Origin of the sequence: Aeromonas simiae (assembly GCF_000820125.1) — a bacterium.
Lineage (GTDB): Bacteria > Pseudomonadota > Gammaproteobacteria > Enterobacterales > Aeromonadaceae > Aeromonas > Aeromonas simiae.
The window spans coordinates 18,497-32,199 of sequence record NZ_CDBY01000071.1 but is presented as its reverse complement, the minus strand read 5'-3'; the positions used below and the strand labels follow the sequence as shown (position 1 = coordinate 32,199).

Below are 13,703 nucleotides of genomic sequence, written 5' to 3'. Positions count from 1 at the left end.
TTACCACTCCAGGGTTGGATTGCTCGGGGTGAGTTCACCGGCCAGCTGGCCACCGGGGATCAAGCCCTGCACGGTCAGCTTGCCGAGGCTTGGGTAGTGGGAGAACAGGTTGACCCGCATCCCCTTGAGTGCATCCGGTTGGGTGCAGGTGAAGCTGTAGCTGGCGGCGACGTCCGCATGGTCATCGGCCTCATCATGGTGGTGGTCACCATCATGATCATGCTCATCGTGGCCTGCCTTGATCTCCTGCTGGGCCAGGGTACAGCCAGCGCCGGGCGCCAGCACAAACAGGCTCTCAGCCTGCTTGAGGCGATCCATGGCCTGGGCCATGCGCGCCTTCTCATCCTCGTTTTGCGCAGCATGTTCGAAGCCGATCAGATCGGCGGCTGGGGCGCTTAGCTCCAGCAACAGCAGGTTGCCATCCAGCACCAGGTTGAGCTGGCCGTGGCCGTGCTCGTGGGCGGCGTGGCCGGCTGAGTCGTGGTGGTCATGGGATCCGTGGTTGGCGGACACGGCAAAGGTCGCCGCCGCCATCATCAGTACGAGGGCTTTCATCAGCACTCCTGTTGAGTCAATCGTGAATGGAAACAGGCCCGCTTTGCGGGCAAAAGAGACGATTGAGATCAGCTGGGGGCGCGCGAATGGTGTAGTGGCCGGGCACATCGGCATGGCCGGCCTCGGGGGCGGCGCTATCGGGGAGCGGCGGTGGCGCCGGCGTGCCGCGTAGCGGTGGGGTAGGGCCGGGCAGCGACTTGCCATCGAGATGGGCGGCGCACACCTGGCAGAGGTGGGAGTGATCCGGGGTCAGGCTCTCGAGCTGGTGCAAAGCAAGGGCCGGTTGCATCCACAACCAGCCCGCCAGCCATATCCAGAGCAGTGCGCGAAACGTGACCATAAGAGGGGCGCAGCCCCGGCATCCTCACTGATTACAGATGGGTCTTGATGAGCCCCATCACCTTGTCGATATCGGCCTGGGCCAGTTGACCGTCTTTGGCGAACAGCACCTTGCCATCCTTGCCGAGCAGCACGATGGCCGAGCTCTCGGGGGTCAATGCCCAGGCGTTGCGTGCCATGCCCTTGGCGTCGAGCACGATGCTCGACCAGGGAAACTCCTGTTTGCTCTTCTCGGCGCTGCTCTTGACGAAACCCGAGGTGCCCCAGATGGCGTCATCACTGTTGATGATGGTGACGGTCTGGTACTGGTCATGGGGCAGCTTGGCGGCCTTGATGGCCTCGATCATCGGGGCGTTGAGCTCCTTGGCGCTGGAGCGGCCGGCGATGTGCTGGATCATGTGTACCTTGCCGGTGAGCTGGGTGCTCTGCCACGGCTGGTAGCCGACCTCGTTGCCATTGAGCACCAGTTCACCCTGCTCGCCGATCTTCACCAGCGGAACCGGAGCGGACTCCTTGAAGTTATGGGCCATGGCCAGCGGCGACAGCAGCGCCAGAGTAAGAGCCAGAGATTTCATCCTGATGACACTCCTTGTGGTGATGTTATAACGCTTTGCGGCGTGAGAAAACGGGCATGCCGTATCCTAAGCTGATCCGACCTGTTTAAAAAGTGTTAAATCTTGGTGCGCCGCCCTGCTTTGGCTGCGCAGCATGCCACGTCGGTCACCAAATGCAACCGACACCGTGGGGAATAGGGGAATTCAGTAGAGTGGTTCGCTGATTAAACGGATATTTCCCAGCATCATCTGCTGCACCAGCAGTGGTGAGCCGGTCAGCAGCACGTGAGATTGGTGGTTGATGAGCACCGTCTCGCCCTTGATCCCGCTGTCGGCGCTGATGGCCAGCCAGGCCGGCGACACGCTGCCGACGCTGATATCGGGGTAGATGATGGAGAGCGGGTACTGGGGCGCCAGCTCGGCCACCAGGGCGGCCATCAGCAGGGCCCGCTCGTCGCTGTCGGCCTGGTTTCGTTGCAGCGCTTGCAGCGGCGGCGCAAAGTGCTCCATCTGCTCGCCGGAGCTCGGGATGGCGGCGAGCCACTCCTGCGCCAGTGCGACCGAACGTGGCATGTCGGCCTGGCTGAACTGCTGCGCCAGTGGCCGCAGCGCCCCTTTGAGCTCATAAAAGAGCTGGGAGTAGTTGGGACGCACACAAGGCAGGTTGCGATCGCTTGGGTGTACGCAGGGGGCGATGCGCATCTCGTAGAAGGCATCGGATTGATACTGGTGGTAAGCCTGCCAGAACTGGAGCGATTCCGGTGTGTCGTCACGGCGGGAGAAGGCCTCATCCAGGGTGCTGAACTTGGGGGCACTGGCCGGGCTGCTCTGGTTGATGGCCGTCAGGGTATGTTGCAGTTTTTGCCCCATCTGGGCGAACAGGGTTTCGAGGGGGGCGTTGAGGGCTGCATCGAGGCGCTGCATGTCGCGATGGCTGGTTGCCACGTCGCGCGCCGTGGCATCGAAGCGAATGTGGTGCTCCTGCCCATCATGGGAGCGCCATTGCCATTGCAGTGACTGGGGCTCGGCCAGTGTCAGGGGGGTAAACAGCAGCGCCCCCATCAGTGTCATGCTTCTCATCATGGCCTCCCTGTGCTTCACTGCTGTGACCTCTCCTTTAACTACTAGGTGAGAGTCAGCGGTTTGGCTGGCGGGCGTGCCACTTTTCAATGGCGTGGGGGACTCGGGTGATGAAGATAGACACCAACGTAAGGGCTCTGCTGGGGGTGGCCGTGTTGCTGGCGCACGGGGTTGCCTGGGCGGGGAGCGTCACCGTCACCCGGGGTGAGCAGAAGATCGATGCCTTTGCCCTGCGCGATCAACTGGCGCGTGAGCAGGAGTGGCGCGAGTGGCTGCGCCATCAGGAGGCCCTGCGCTGGCTCGAGGTGTTGCCGGTCAACTGCGAGCTGGTGAGCCAATCTGATGGCCGTTACCGCTGTGGCGGCGACTGGTATCGGGAGTACCGCCAGAACGGCCAGTCTCTCTATATTCGTGGGGAGCCGCAGGAGCCGGCGCCGCCGCGCATCACGCCAAGCGAACTACAGGCGCCGCGCTAGCGTCGGTGGCAATAAAAAAGGGGCGCCCGTGGGCGCCCCTTTTTCGATCGCACCTTACTGCTTGGCGCGCTCGACGGAGGAGAGGATCTCAGCCTCGGCTTCGGCCTTGTCGCCCCAGCCATCGACCTTGACCCACTTGCCCGCTTCCAGCTCCTTGTAGCGCTCGAAGAAGTGCTGGATCTGGGCCTTGAGCAGCTCCGGCAGGTCGTTCACATCCTTGATGTGGTCGTACTGCTTGGTCAGCTTGGAGTGGGGAACGGCCACCACCTTGGCGTCCTGACCGGATTCGTCGGTCATCTTCAGCACGCCGACCGGGCGGCAGCGGATCACCGAGCCGGCCAGCAGCGGGTACGGGGTCGGCACCAGCACGTCAACCGGATCACCATCCAGGGAGAGGGTGCCGTTCACGTAGCCGTAGTTGCACGGATAGAACATGGGGGTGGCCATGAAGCGGTCAACGAAGATGGCGCCGCTTTCCTTGTCGACTTCGTACTTGATCGGGTCGGCATTTTGCGGGATTTCGATGACGACGTAGATGTCTTCGGGCAGGCTCTTGCCGGCCGGTACCAGGTTCAGGCTCATGACGTTTCCTTAAAACGGTTGAGGCATAAAAGAAGTGCAGGGGCACATTATAACGAGCTCGCTTCAAATGACCATATTCGACGCCGTGTCGGCTGAGGCGCTGCCAATGCGGCGGTGGGGTTGCTAGAATGGCGCCCTACCTGACATGAAAAGGAAGCGGTATGCACATTCACATCCTCGGGATCTGCGGCACCTTTATGGGTGGCTTGGCCGTCCTGGCCAAGCAGCTCGGTTACCAGGTCACCGGGTCGGACGCCAACGTCTATCCCCCCATGAGCACCCAGCTCATGGAGCAGGGGATCGGGCTTATCGAGGGATATGATCCCGCCCAGCTCGATCCGGCGCCGGATCTGGTGGTGATCGGCAACGCCATGAGCCGTGGCAATCCCTGCGTGGAGTATGTGCTCGACCGCAACCTGCCCTATGTCTCCGGCCCCCAGTGGCTGCTCGAGCATGTGCTCAAAGATCGCTGGGTGCTGGCCGTGGCCGGCACTCACGGCAAGACCACCACCGCCAGCATGCTGGCCTGGGTGCTGGAGTACGCCAAGCTCGAGCCCGGCTTCCTCATCGGTGGCGTACCGGGCAACTTCCCGGTCTCGGCGCGCCTTGGGGCCGCCCCCTTCTTCGTCATTGAGGCCGATGAATATGATTGCGCCTTCTTCGACAAGCGCTCCAAGTTTGTCCACTACCGGCCGCGCACCCTCATCATGAACAACCTGGAGTTCGATCACGCAGACATCTTCCCGGATCTGGCCGCCATCCAGCGGCAGTTCCACCATCTGCTGCGCATCGTGCCGGGGACGGGCCGGGTGCTCTATCCCAAGGCGGATCAAAACCTGGCCGCAGTGCACAAGATGGGCTGTTGGAGCGAGGTGGAGCTGGTGGGCGAAGACGCCACCTGGCGCGCCGCCAAACTCGAGAGTGACGGCTCCGCCTTTGAGGTGTGGCTCGATGGGGAGAAGCAGGGCGAGGTGCACTGGGAGTGCATCGGCGATCACAACGTCAACAACGGCCTGATGGCCATTGCCGCCGCCCGCCACGCCGGGGTGATGGTGGAGCATGCCATCGCGGGGTTGTGCCAGTTCCGTTCGCCCAAGCGGCGCATGGAGCTGAAAGGGGAAGTGGCCGGCATTCACGTCTACGACGACTTTGCCCACCATCCCACGGCGATCGCCACCACCCTTGGCGGCCTGCGTGCCAAGGTGGGCGGCGAGCGCATCCTGGCGGTGCTGGAGCCGCGCTCCAACACCATGAAGCTCGGGGTGCACAAGGAGGAGCTGGCCAGCTGCTTCAATGGGGCCGACGAGGTGTTTTTCTTCCAGCCGCCCAATATCGGCTGGGATCTGGGCGAAGTGGTGGCCCACATGGAGAAACCGGGCAAGGTGTTCAACGATCTCGAGGCGCTCATCAATCGCCTGGTGGCTGAGAGCCGCGATGGGGATCACGTGCTCATCATGAGTAACGGCGGCTTTGGCGGTATCCACGACAAACTGCTGGCCCGCCTCAAGGAGTATCACGGACTGGCATGAAACGACTCACCCTTGCCCTGACCGGGGCCTCCGGCGCCCCTTATGCGCTGCGCCTGCTCGAGTGCCTGGTGCAGGCCGACTATCAGGTCTACGTGCTGGCCAGCAGCGCGGCGCGGGTGGTGCTTAAGACCGAGCAAGGCATCGACTGGCCGGCCTCACCCCAGGCCCTCTCGGCGCAGCTGTGCGCCGAGTATGGCGCCCGTGAGGGGCAGATCGTCGCCTGTGGCAAGGAGGAGTGGTTCTCGCCGGTGGCTTCCGGCTCGGCGGCCCCGAAACAGATGGTGGTCTGCCCCTGCTCGATGGGGACTGTGTCGGCCATCGCCCACGGCGCGTCAGATAACCTCATCGAGCGAGCGGCCGACGTCGTTATCAAAGAGCGCGGCCAGCTGATTTTGGTGCCGCGCGAGACGCCGTTTTCCGCCATCCATCTGGAGAACATGCTGAGTCTGGCCCGGCTCGGGGTGACCATCATGCCGGCGGCGCCGGGGTTTTATCACGCGCCGCAGTCGGTGGCCGAGCTGGTGGACTTCATGGTGGCACGCCTGCTCGATCACCTCGGTATCGACCATGGGTTGTGTCAGCGCTGGGGCTACCAGCCACAATGAATGCAAAAGGGGCGGCCAATGGCCGCCCCTTTTTATTCATCGTCTCTTTTTTCAGGAAAAAGAGAGCAGGTTGCTCCGACTGGCCCGCAGCGGTGCGGTGACCGAGTGGAACAGGATCTCGACGACCTTCTCGCGCTCCGGACGGACTGGCGCATTGATCATCTGCATCATCATGTAGCCGAAGCTGGTCATCAGCCAGGCCAGATCGCGGGCACACAGGGTGCTCTCAATCTCGCCCTTGTCGATGGCGTCTTGCAGGTATTCAGTGATGTGCTGCTGGGTGCTCTCAAGCAGTTGCACATAGCGCGGCCACACCTCTTCACGTACCGACGAGCTCCACTCCAGCCAGATACTGGCATGATCGGGGCGGTCGTACGCTTCATCGACAAACAACTGGATATGGCGATGAATGCATTCAGTGATGGGGTGGTGGTGGGTATAAGCCTCTGTCATCACCCGGCGGATGGAGTGCTCGATTTCGCCGAGAACGGCGTCGACCAGATCTTCGCGGGTGTTGAAGTAGTTAAAAACAGTGGCCACCGACACCTTCGCCTGCTCGGCGATTTCGGCATGTCCAGCCCGCCCGATGCCGCGGCGGGAAAACACTTCGATGGCACATTCCATAAGCTGAGTTCGACGGGCCTCCGGCGAGAGCCGGGTACGCCGCCTTATTTCTGCGCGTGGTTCCATATTGTGAGTTCTTTTTTGATTATGTTTTTGTCAATCTGTCGTTGCCGACACAGCCTGTGATCGGCTTGCACTGTACCAACTAAACGGCACTGGTTAAAGAGTGATGTATCCCTGACGATTGCCATTACAGATGGTACAATCACTGCCTTTCGAGTCGTGAGGTACCGTCTCGAGGCACGGTACGATGGAGTTAAGCATGAAACATACCGTTGAGGTGATGATCCCTGAAAGCGAAGTCCAGGCCCGCATCGCGGTGCTCGGCAAGGCGATCACCGAACACTATCAGGGCACCGAAGAGCTGGTGTTGGTGGGGCTGTTGCGCGGCTCCTGCGTCTTTCTTGCAGACCTGTGCCGCCACATCGATCTGCCGGTCTGCCTCGACTTCATGACCGCTTCCAGTTACGGCTCCGGCATGAGCAGCACCCGTGACGTGCGCATCCTCAAAGACCTGGATGACGACATCAAGGGTAAGGATGTCTTGATCGTCGAAGACATCATCGATACTGGTTACACCTTGAGCAAAGTGCGCGAGATTTTGTCGCTACGTGAGCCAAAATCGCTCACCATCAGCACCCTGCTCGACAAGCCGTCGCGCCGCGAGGTGAACGTGCCGGTGGAGTGGGTCGGCTTCGCCATTCCGGATGAATTCGTGGTTGGCTGCGGCATCGACTATGCCCAGCGTTATCGCAACCTGCCTTTTATCGGCAAGGTGGTGCCCCAAGAATAAGGGCGCGTCGGCGGTGCTGGCCGCCCCGTGGATACAGGCGGCCTTTGGGCCGCCTGTCGCGTCTTGAGTCAACAGCAGGCGTGAACAATTGCAGAGGAATTCATGAAAGCACTGGAGATCAGTGGATTGAAAAAGGTCTATGCCGGCGGCGTCGAGGCGCTCAAGGGCATCGATCTTAGCGTCGAGCAGGGGGACTTCTTCGCCCTGCTGGGCCCCAACGGGGCGGGCAAGTCGACCACCATCGGCATCATCAGCTCGCTGGTCAACAAGAGCTCAGGCTCGGTCAAGGTATTTGGCCATGACATCGACAGCGATCTGGAGCGGGCCAAGGCCCAGCTCGGCCTGGTGCCCCAAGAGTTCAACTTCAGCCAGTTCGAGAAGGTGGGGCAGATTGTCACCCACCAGGCCGGTTTTTACGGGGTGCCGCGGGCCGAGGCCAAGGTGCGGGCCGAGAAGTACCTGCGCCAGCTCGACTTGTGGGAGAAGCGCGACATGCCGGCGCGCACCCTGTCAGGAGGCATGAAGCGCCGCCTGATGATCGCCCGCGCCCTGATGCACCAGCCCAAGCTGCTGATCCTCGATGAGCCGACCGCCGGTGTCGACATCGAGATCCGCCGCTCCATGTGGCAATTCCTGCAGGAGCTCAACCGCGAGGGGGTGACCATCATCCTCACCACCCACTACCTGGAAGAGGCCGAGATGCTGTGTCGCAACATCGGCATCATCGACAAGGGGCGCCTCATCGAGAACACCAGCATGAAGACGCTGCTCGGCAAGCTGGGCCGCGAGACCTTCCTGTTTGACCTGGCGCCGGACAGCCCGGCCCCCGTGCTGCCCCAGTTTGTCAGCCGCCAGCTCGATGCGCGCACCCTTGAGGTCGAGCTCGACAAGAGCCAGTCGCTCAATGCGCTGTTCAGCGCCCTGAGCGAGCAGGGGATCGCCGTGCTCAGCATGCGCAACAAGGCCAACCGTCTCGAGGAGCTGTTTGTCCGTCTGGTGGAAGAGGGGAGAAAAGCATGAATCCGCACGCCTACTGGATCGCCTTCCAGAGCATCCTGACCAAAGAGATCACCCGCTTCATGCGGATCTGGATCCAGACCCTGGTGCCGCCGGCGATCACCATGAGCCTCTACTTCGTCATCTTCGGCAACCTGATCGGCAGCCGCATCGGCGAGATGGGGGGCTTTACCTACATGGAGTTCATCGTGCCCGGCCTCATCATGATGTCGGTCATCACCAACTCCTACGCCAACGTCGCCTCCTCCTTCTACAGCGCCAAGTTCCAGCGCAACGTGGAGGAGCTGCTGGTGGCGCCGGTGCCCAACTACATCATCATCGCCGGCTTCGTCGGTGGCGGGGTGGCCCGCGGCCTGTTTGTCGGCTTCATCGTCACCCTGGTGTCGCTGTTCTTCGTGCCGCTGCAGATCCACCATCTGTTCAGCGTCTGCGTCACCGTGCTGCTCACCTCCATCGTCTTCTCGCTGGGGGGGCTCATCAACGCAGTGTTCGCCAAGAGCTTCGATGACATCAGCATCATCCCGACCTTCGTGCTGACCCCGCTCACCTACCTGGGTGGCGTCTTCTACTCCATCAGCCTGCTGCCGCCGTTCTGGCAGGGGGTCTCCCAGGTGAACCCCATCATCTACATGGTGAACGCGTTCCGTTACGGCTTTCTCGGCATCTCCGACGTGTCGCTCGGCACCGCCTACGCCATCATCGGGCTCTTCATCCTGGCCCTCTATGGGTTGGCCTGGTGGCTCATCTCCCGGGGCACCGGGCTGCGGCACTAAGCCCACGCAAGAGACGAAAAAGGCGCCCACGGGCGCCTTTTCTTATCTGAGCCGGGCTCAGGCCAGGCTCACCACCTGATTGTCGATGAGGCGCGCCTTGCCGAGGTAGGCGGCCATCAGGATCACCGCCTCACGGCTCTCGGTCGCGAGCGGTTGCAGGGTGCGGGCATCGACGATGTCGATGGCATCGGTCTTAAATCCCGCCCCATCCAGCTCAGCGGCGCCTTCACGCACCAGCAAGGAGAGATCCCGCTCTCCACCCGCCAAGCGCCCGGCCAGGGTATTCATCACCCGGGCCAGGGTCGGGGCGATGGCGCGCTCGGCCTCGTTGAGGTAGCCGTTGCGCGATGAGAGGGCCAGCCCGTCTGCGGCGCGAACCGTGGCCACCGGCACGATCTCGATGGGCATGGCCATGTCCTCGACCATCTTGCGGATGATGGCAAGCTGCTGGAAATCCTTCTGGCCGAAGCAGGCCACATCGGGCTGCACCAGATTAAACAGCTTGCTCACCACAGTGGTGACGCCGCGGAAGTGACCGGGGCGCAGGGCCCCCTCGAGCAGCTCGGAGAGGCCGGGCACCTCGACGAAGGTGTGGCTGGCCACCCCCTGCGGATAGATGATCTCCGGGGTCGGGGTGAACACCAGATCGGCGCCGGCGGCGCGCAGGGCGTCGCAGTCCTGCTCCAGGGTGCGCGGGTAGTTGGCCAGATCCTCGGCGCGGTCGAACTGCATCGGGTTGACGAAGATGCTCACCACCACCCGCTCGGCGCGGGCTCGGGCCTCGGCGACCAGGGTCAGGTGGCCCTGGTGCAGGTTGCCCATGGTGGGCACGAAGGCGATGCGCTCACCGGCGCGGCGCCAGGCGGTGATGGCGGTACGAAGTTCCGGGATCGATTGGGCGACCAGCATGATGACTCCTTAAGGCAAGGGGGCCGAAGGCCCCCTGATGGTCAGTTGAAGCAGTGCTCCGGGCCGGGGAAGGTACCCTCGGCCACTTCCTTGATATAGAGGCGGATGGCGGCGCGCAGCTCGCCGGTCTCGGCCAGGAAGTTCTTGGTGAACTTGGGGGTGTAACCGGAGGTGATGCCGAAGGCGTCGTGCATCACCAGCACCTGACCGTCGGTGACCGGGCCGGCACCGATGCCGATGACCGGGATGCGCAGCGCCTTGCTGATGCGCTCAGCCAGGGCCACCGGCACGCACTCGAGCACCAGCAGCTGGATGCCAGCCTCTTGCAGTGCCAGCGCCTGACGGTAGATCTCCTGGGCTTGGAACTCGTCGCGTCCCTGCACCTTGAAGCCGCCGAAGACGTGCACCGACTGGGGGGTAAGCCCCATGTGGCCGCACACCGGCACGCCGTTACGGGTCAACTGGCGCACCGTGTCGCACAGCCAGTCCCCCCCCTCGAGCTTGACCATGCGGGCACCGGCGGCCATCAGGCGCGCGGCGTTCTGGCAGGCCTGATCTGGGGTGGCGTAGCTCATGAAGGGGAGATCGGCGATGACCAGCGCCTGGCTGGCACCACGGGCCACACAGCGGGTGTGGTAGACCATGTCGTCCATGGTGACGGCGAGGGTGTCATCCCCCCCTTGCAGCACCATGCCGAGGGAATCACCGATCAGCAGCACCTGGGCGCCCTCGTCGTCGAACAGCTTGGCGAAGCTGGCGTCATAGGCGGTGATGGCGGTGAACTTCTGTCCATCCTGCTTCATCTTCAGCAGGGTCGAGATGGTTGTCTTGCTCATTGCTTGGCTCCTACGGGAACGTGGCCGGCGCGATGGCGCACAGGCCATTGTGCGGACAGCGGGCGACCAGGTCGGACAGGGTATCCCCATCCGGCAGTTGCAGTGCCGGGGCGATCTCGTGCAGCGGCAGCAGCACGAACTCGCGGCACTTCATGCCGTAGTGGGGCACGGTCAGGCGTTCGTGCTCGATGACGGCATCACCGTAGAGCAGCAGGTCGAGATCCAGGGTGCGGGGCCCCCAGCGCTCTTCCTTGCGGACACGTCCCTGTTCCAGTTCGATATGTTGCAGATGATCCAGCAGCCCCAAGGGCGGCAGCCCGGTATCGAGCGCCACCACGGCGTTGACGTAGTCGGGCTGATCCTGTGGCCCCATGGGGCGGCTGGCATAGAAAGAGGAGGCGAGCACCAGCCGGGAGTCCGGCAGGGCGGCGAGGGCCGTCACGGCGTGGCGAGCCTGGGCGAGGGGATCGCCCAGGTTGGAGCCGATGGCGACGAAAGCCCGGATCATGCGTTCTGGGCGCCGCTGGGTTTGCGCCGGCGCGGACGGCGGCGACGATTGTTGCGCGGCTTCTTCTCGCCGCGCGGCTCATCGCGACTGGTGCTCTTTTGCAGCTGCATGCGCGACTCGGGCGCGGACTCCACGTAGCGCTCCCACCAGCTCGAGAGTTCGCCGATGCCGCGCTCGACCCGGCTGCGCAGCAGCAGGAAGTCGTAGGCGGCGCGGAACTTGGGGTGCTCCATGGCGCGCTCGGGGTGACGCCCCTGGCGACGGGTCATGCGCAGTTGCAGGGCCCAGATGTCGCGGATGTCGGTAGTGAAGCGGCGCGGCACGGCGATGACGCGGGTCTGGTTATCCAGCACCTCGTTGACCGCCATCATGAAGGCGTCGTGCCAGGGCAGGCCGCTCTCGTTTTCCAGCTCGCGGGCGCGGCGTTCGACGCAGCCCCACAGCAGGGCGGCGTAGAGGAAGGCGGGCGTGACGCGCTTGTCGTCGTGCACCCTGGCGTCGGTATCGATCAGCGCCTGCTCGATGAAGCGCTCGTATACCGAGTCTCCGTTCGGGGTGAGCAGCGCGGTGAGCTGCGGGAACAACTGCTGGAACAGGTTGTACTCGCGCAACATGCGATAGGTGCCGAGGGCGTGGCCGGCCAGGAACAGCTTGAGGGTCTCCTCGAACAGGCGGGCTGCCGGAATGTCCTGCAACAGGGGGGCCAGTTCGTGGATCGGCATGGCGGTGCGCGGGCTGATGCTCATGTCGAGCTTCACCGCGAAGCGCACGGCACGCAGCATGCGCACCGGATCTTCCCGATAGCGGGTCTCGGGATCACCGATGAGCTCGAGACGGCGGGCGTGCAGATCCTCAAGGCCACCGGCAAAGTCGTGCAGGGTGAAGTCCTTGGCGCTGTAGTAGAGGGCGTTGACGGTGAAGTCGCGACGCTCGGCATCCTCTTCGATGGTGCCGTAGACGTTGTCGCGCAGCAGCATCCCCTCTTCGCTCTGGGCGGAGATATGGCGGCTGTTGTTGACCTGATGGTGGTGACCGCGGAAGGTGGCCACTTCGATGACGTCACGGCCAAACACGATATGGGCCAGACGGAAGCGGCGGCCGATCAGGCGGCAGTTACCGAACAGCGCCTTGATCTGCTCCGGGGTCGCTTCGGTGGCGATATCGAAATCTTTCGGGGTCTGTCCGAGCAGCAGGTCACGGACGCCACCACCGACCAGATAGGCCTCGTAGCCGGCCTTGTTCAGGCGGTAGAGCACCTTGAGCGCATTCTCGCTGATCTCCTTGCGCGAGATGGAGTGCTCGTCGCGGGAGAGGATGCGGCGTTCGTGGATGACGGGGGCTTGTGGTTCAGAATCCATCTGCACGCCGCCCTCTTCCTTGCCTAGCACCTTGCGGCAAAAGTTTGCGATCTGGGAAAAAATGGTACACCTCGATAACTCGGTTGACGGGAGGCCAAAAAAATAGCGGCCTATGATAGCTCAGGGCCGGCCAAATGAAAAACCATCTAGTCTGCGACCGGTGACGGCTGGCTCACTCGGTGAGGCACCCGGGCCAGCTGCCAGGCCGAGATGGCCCAGGCCAGCAGCGCTTGCGGGGAGGCCTGGTGCAGCTCGGCAGGGGCCGGATGGCCGAGAAAGGCCAGTGCGGCCAAGAGCGGGGCCTGCACCTCGCCGGGCAGGGCGCGGGCATGGTTCTGCTTCGATAACTTGCTGCCATCTGGCTGCACCGCCAGCGGCAGGTGCACCCAGCCGGGCACCGGCGCGCCGAGGCGCTGATAGAGGGCAATCTGGCGCACCGTCGGCTCCAGCAGATCGGCGCCGCGCACCACCTCGGTCACGCCGCTGTCCAGATCGTCCACCACCACCGCCAGGTTGTAGGCATACAGGCCGTCACGGCGGCGCACGATAAAATCCTCTTCGGCCAGCGCCGGTGCCACCTCGATGCGCCCTTGCAGGGCATCGTCGAAGTGATAGACGGCGTGATGCTGGCGCAGACGGGCGGCGCAGCCCGCCGGCCCCAGCCCCCGCTCACGGCAAGTGCCGGGATAGAAGCCACCGGCAGCGGCGATGTCGCGCCGGGTGCAGCGGCACCAGTAGAGATCGCCGCTTCGGTAGAGCTGGTCGATCACCTCGTCGTAGCGGGCGTGGCGGCGGCTTTGGAACATCACCTCCCCATCCCACTCCAGCCCATAGTGCTCCAGGGTGCGCAAGATGAGATCACTCGCCCCCGCCATCTCGCGCGGCGGGTCTATGTCTTCGATGCGCACCAGCCAGCGCCCGCCATGGGCGCGGGCTTGCAGGTAACTGCCGAGGGCGGCGATAAGCGAGCCGAAATGGAGCGGGCCGGACGGTGAGGGGGCGAAGCGGCCGACGTAGGGAGTCTGCATGGCGATTCGGTCTGGAAACGGATGGGGGGCATTCTGCGCCCCTGTGCGAAAAACTCAAGTCTTGTGCCTTACGTCCCCGGTTACCGGTGTAGTGGGGAGGCTAAAAAAGTTGGCACGTATTCTGAATAGCTTAAAAG

The 13,703-nt window shown here is 63.3% G+C and carries 17 protein-coding genes; 6 read left to right on the top strand and 11 right to left on the bottom strand.

The features are described 5' to 3' along the window. The 4 genes from BN1134_RS15270 to BN1134_RS15255 form a co-directional block, all read right to left on the bottom strand. On the bottom strand, window positions 1–555 hold the full coding sequence (locus tag BN1134_RS15270) for a ZrgA family zinc uptake protein (protein ID WP_042048265.1): 555 nt from the start codon (window positions 553–555) through the stop codon (window positions 1–3). Window positions 556–571: 16 nt separating this feature from the next. Beyond that, a complete protein-coding gene (locus tag BN1134_RS15265; protein ID WP_042048263.1) occupies window positions 572–895 on the bottom strand; it encodes a hypothetical protein in 324 nt (107 codons plus the stop codon). 31 nt (window positions 896–926) lie between these two features. Next, on the bottom strand, window positions 927–1,469 hold the full coding sequence (locus tag BN1134_RS15260; protein WP_042048262.1) for a YtfJ family protein: 543 nt from the start codon (window positions 1,467–1,469) through the stop codon (window positions 927–929). Between the two features lie 183 nt (window positions 1,470–1,652). Then, window positions 1,653–2,531, bottom strand: a complete 879-nt coding sequence (locus tag BN1134_RS15255) for a hypothetical protein (protein WP_042048261.1) — start codon at window positions 2,529–2,531, stop codon at window positions 1,653–1,655. A 107-nt stretch (window positions 2,532–2,638) separates the two neighbouring features. Between BN1134_RS15255 and BN1134_RS15250 the strand changes: the two genes are divergently transcribed. After that, on the top strand, window positions 2,639–3,004 hold the full coding sequence (locus tag BN1134_RS15250) for a hypothetical protein (protein ID WP_042048260.1): 366 nt from the start codon (window positions 2,639–2,641) through the stop codon (window positions 3,002–3,004). Window positions 3,005–3,058: 54 nt separating this feature from the next. Here BN1134_RS15250 and ppa read toward each other — a convergent pair whose 3' ends face one another. After that, on the bottom strand, window positions 3,059–3,586 hold the full coding sequence (ppa, locus tag BN1134_RS15245) for an inorganic diphosphatase (RefSeq protein ID WP_042048259.1): 528 nt from the start codon (window positions 3,584–3,586) through the stop codon (window positions 3,059–3,061). A 161-nt stretch (window positions 3,587–3,747) separates the two neighbouring features. Here ppa and mpl point away from each other — a divergent pair, with 161 nt between their 5' ends. After that, complete coding sequence (gene mpl, locus BN1134_RS15240; protein WP_042048258.1) at window positions 3,748–5,115, top strand: UDP-N-acetylmuramate:L-alanyl-gamma-D-glutamyl-meso-diaminopimelate ligase; 1,368 nt, start codon at window positions 3,748–3,750, stop codon at window positions 5,113–5,115. Continuing rightward, the gene (locus BN1134_RS15235; protein ID WP_042048257.1) at window positions 5,112–5,720 is read left to right on the top strand and encodes a flavin prenyltransferase UbiX; all 609 of its coding nucleotides are present in this window, start codon (window positions 5,112–5,114) and stop codon (window positions 5,718–5,720) included. The genes mpl and BN1134_RS15235 overlap by 4 nt, the downstream gene beginning before the upstream one ends. A gap of 51 nt (window positions 5,721–5,771) precedes the next feature. On the opposite strand, the gene BN1134_RS15230 is transcribed toward BN1134_RS15235, so the two are convergent. Then, window positions 5,772–6,410, bottom strand: coding sequence for a TetR/AcrR family transcriptional regulator (locus BN1134_RS15230; RefSeq protein WP_042048256.1), 639 nt, complete (start codon window positions 6,408–6,410; stop codon window positions 5,772–5,774). A gap of 196 nt (window positions 6,411–6,606) precedes the next feature. On the opposite strand from BN1134_RS15230, the gene hpt reads away from it, so the two are divergent. The 3 genes from hpt to BN1134_RS15215 all read left to right on the top strand — a co-directional run bounded on the left by hpt (window position 6,607) and on the right by BN1134_RS15215 (window position 8,927). Further along, on the top strand, window positions 6,607–7,137 hold the full coding sequence (gene hpt, locus BN1134_RS15225; RefSeq protein WP_042048255.1) for a hypoxanthine phosphoribosyltransferase: 531 nt from the start codon (window positions 6,607–6,609) through the stop codon (window positions 7,135–7,137). Window positions 7,138–7,239: 102 nt separating this feature from the next. After that, window positions 7,240–8,157: an ABC transporter ATP-binding protein gene (locus BN1134_RS15220; protein ID WP_042048254.1), complete on the top strand. Its 918-nt coding sequence runs from the start codon at window positions 7,240–7,242 to the stop codon at window positions 8,155–8,157. Then, window positions 8,154–8,927 (top strand): ABC transporter permease, encoded by a 774-nt coding sequence (locus BN1134_RS15215; protein ID WP_042048253.1) that lies wholly within the window; start codon window positions 8,154–8,156, stop codon window positions 8,925–8,927. The genes BN1134_RS15220 and BN1134_RS15215 overlap by 4 nt, the downstream gene beginning before the upstream one ends. A gap of 57 nt (window positions 8,928–8,984) precedes the next feature. On the opposite strand, the gene panC is transcribed toward BN1134_RS15215, so the two are convergent. The 5 genes from panC to gluQRS all read right to left on the bottom strand — a co-directional run bounded on the left by panC (window position 8,985) and on the right by gluQRS (window position 13,566). Then, complete coding sequence (gene panC, locus BN1134_RS15210) at window positions 8,985–9,836, bottom strand: pantoate--beta-alanine ligase (protein ID WP_042048252.1); 852 nt, start codon at window positions 9,834–9,836, stop codon at window positions 8,985–8,987. Between the two features lie 41 nt (window positions 9,837–9,877). Next, the gene (gene panB / locus BN1134_RS15205) at window positions 9,878–10,672 is read right to left on the bottom strand and encodes a 3-methyl-2-oxobutanoate hydroxymethyltransferase (protein ID WP_042048250.1); all 795 of its coding nucleotides are present in this window, start codon (window positions 10,670–10,672) and stop codon (window positions 9,878–9,880) included. Between the two features lie 10 nt (window positions 10,673–10,682). Further along, a complete protein-coding gene (gene folK / locus BN1134_RS15200) occupies window positions 10,683–11,180 on the bottom strand; it encodes a 2-amino-4-hydroxy-6-hydroxymethyldihydropteridine diphosphokinase (protein WP_042048249.1) in 498 nt (165 codons plus the stop codon). Continuing rightward, window positions 11,177–12,568, bottom strand: coding sequence for a polynucleotide adenylyltransferase PcnB (gene pcnB / locus BN1134_RS15195; RefSeq protein ID WP_232300661.1), 1,392 nt, complete (start codon window positions 12,566–12,568; stop codon window positions 11,177–11,179). Before pcnB ends, folK begins: the two co-directional genes overlap by 4 nt. A 116-nt stretch (window positions 12,569–12,684) precedes the next feature. Next, window positions 12,685–13,566, bottom strand: coding sequence for a tRNA glutamyl-Q(34) synthetase GluQRS (gene gluQRS / locus BN1134_RS15190; protein ID WP_042048247.1), 882 nt, complete (start codon window positions 13,564–13,566; stop codon window positions 12,685–12,687). Between the last annotated feature and the right edge of the window lie 137 nt (window positions 13,567–13,703).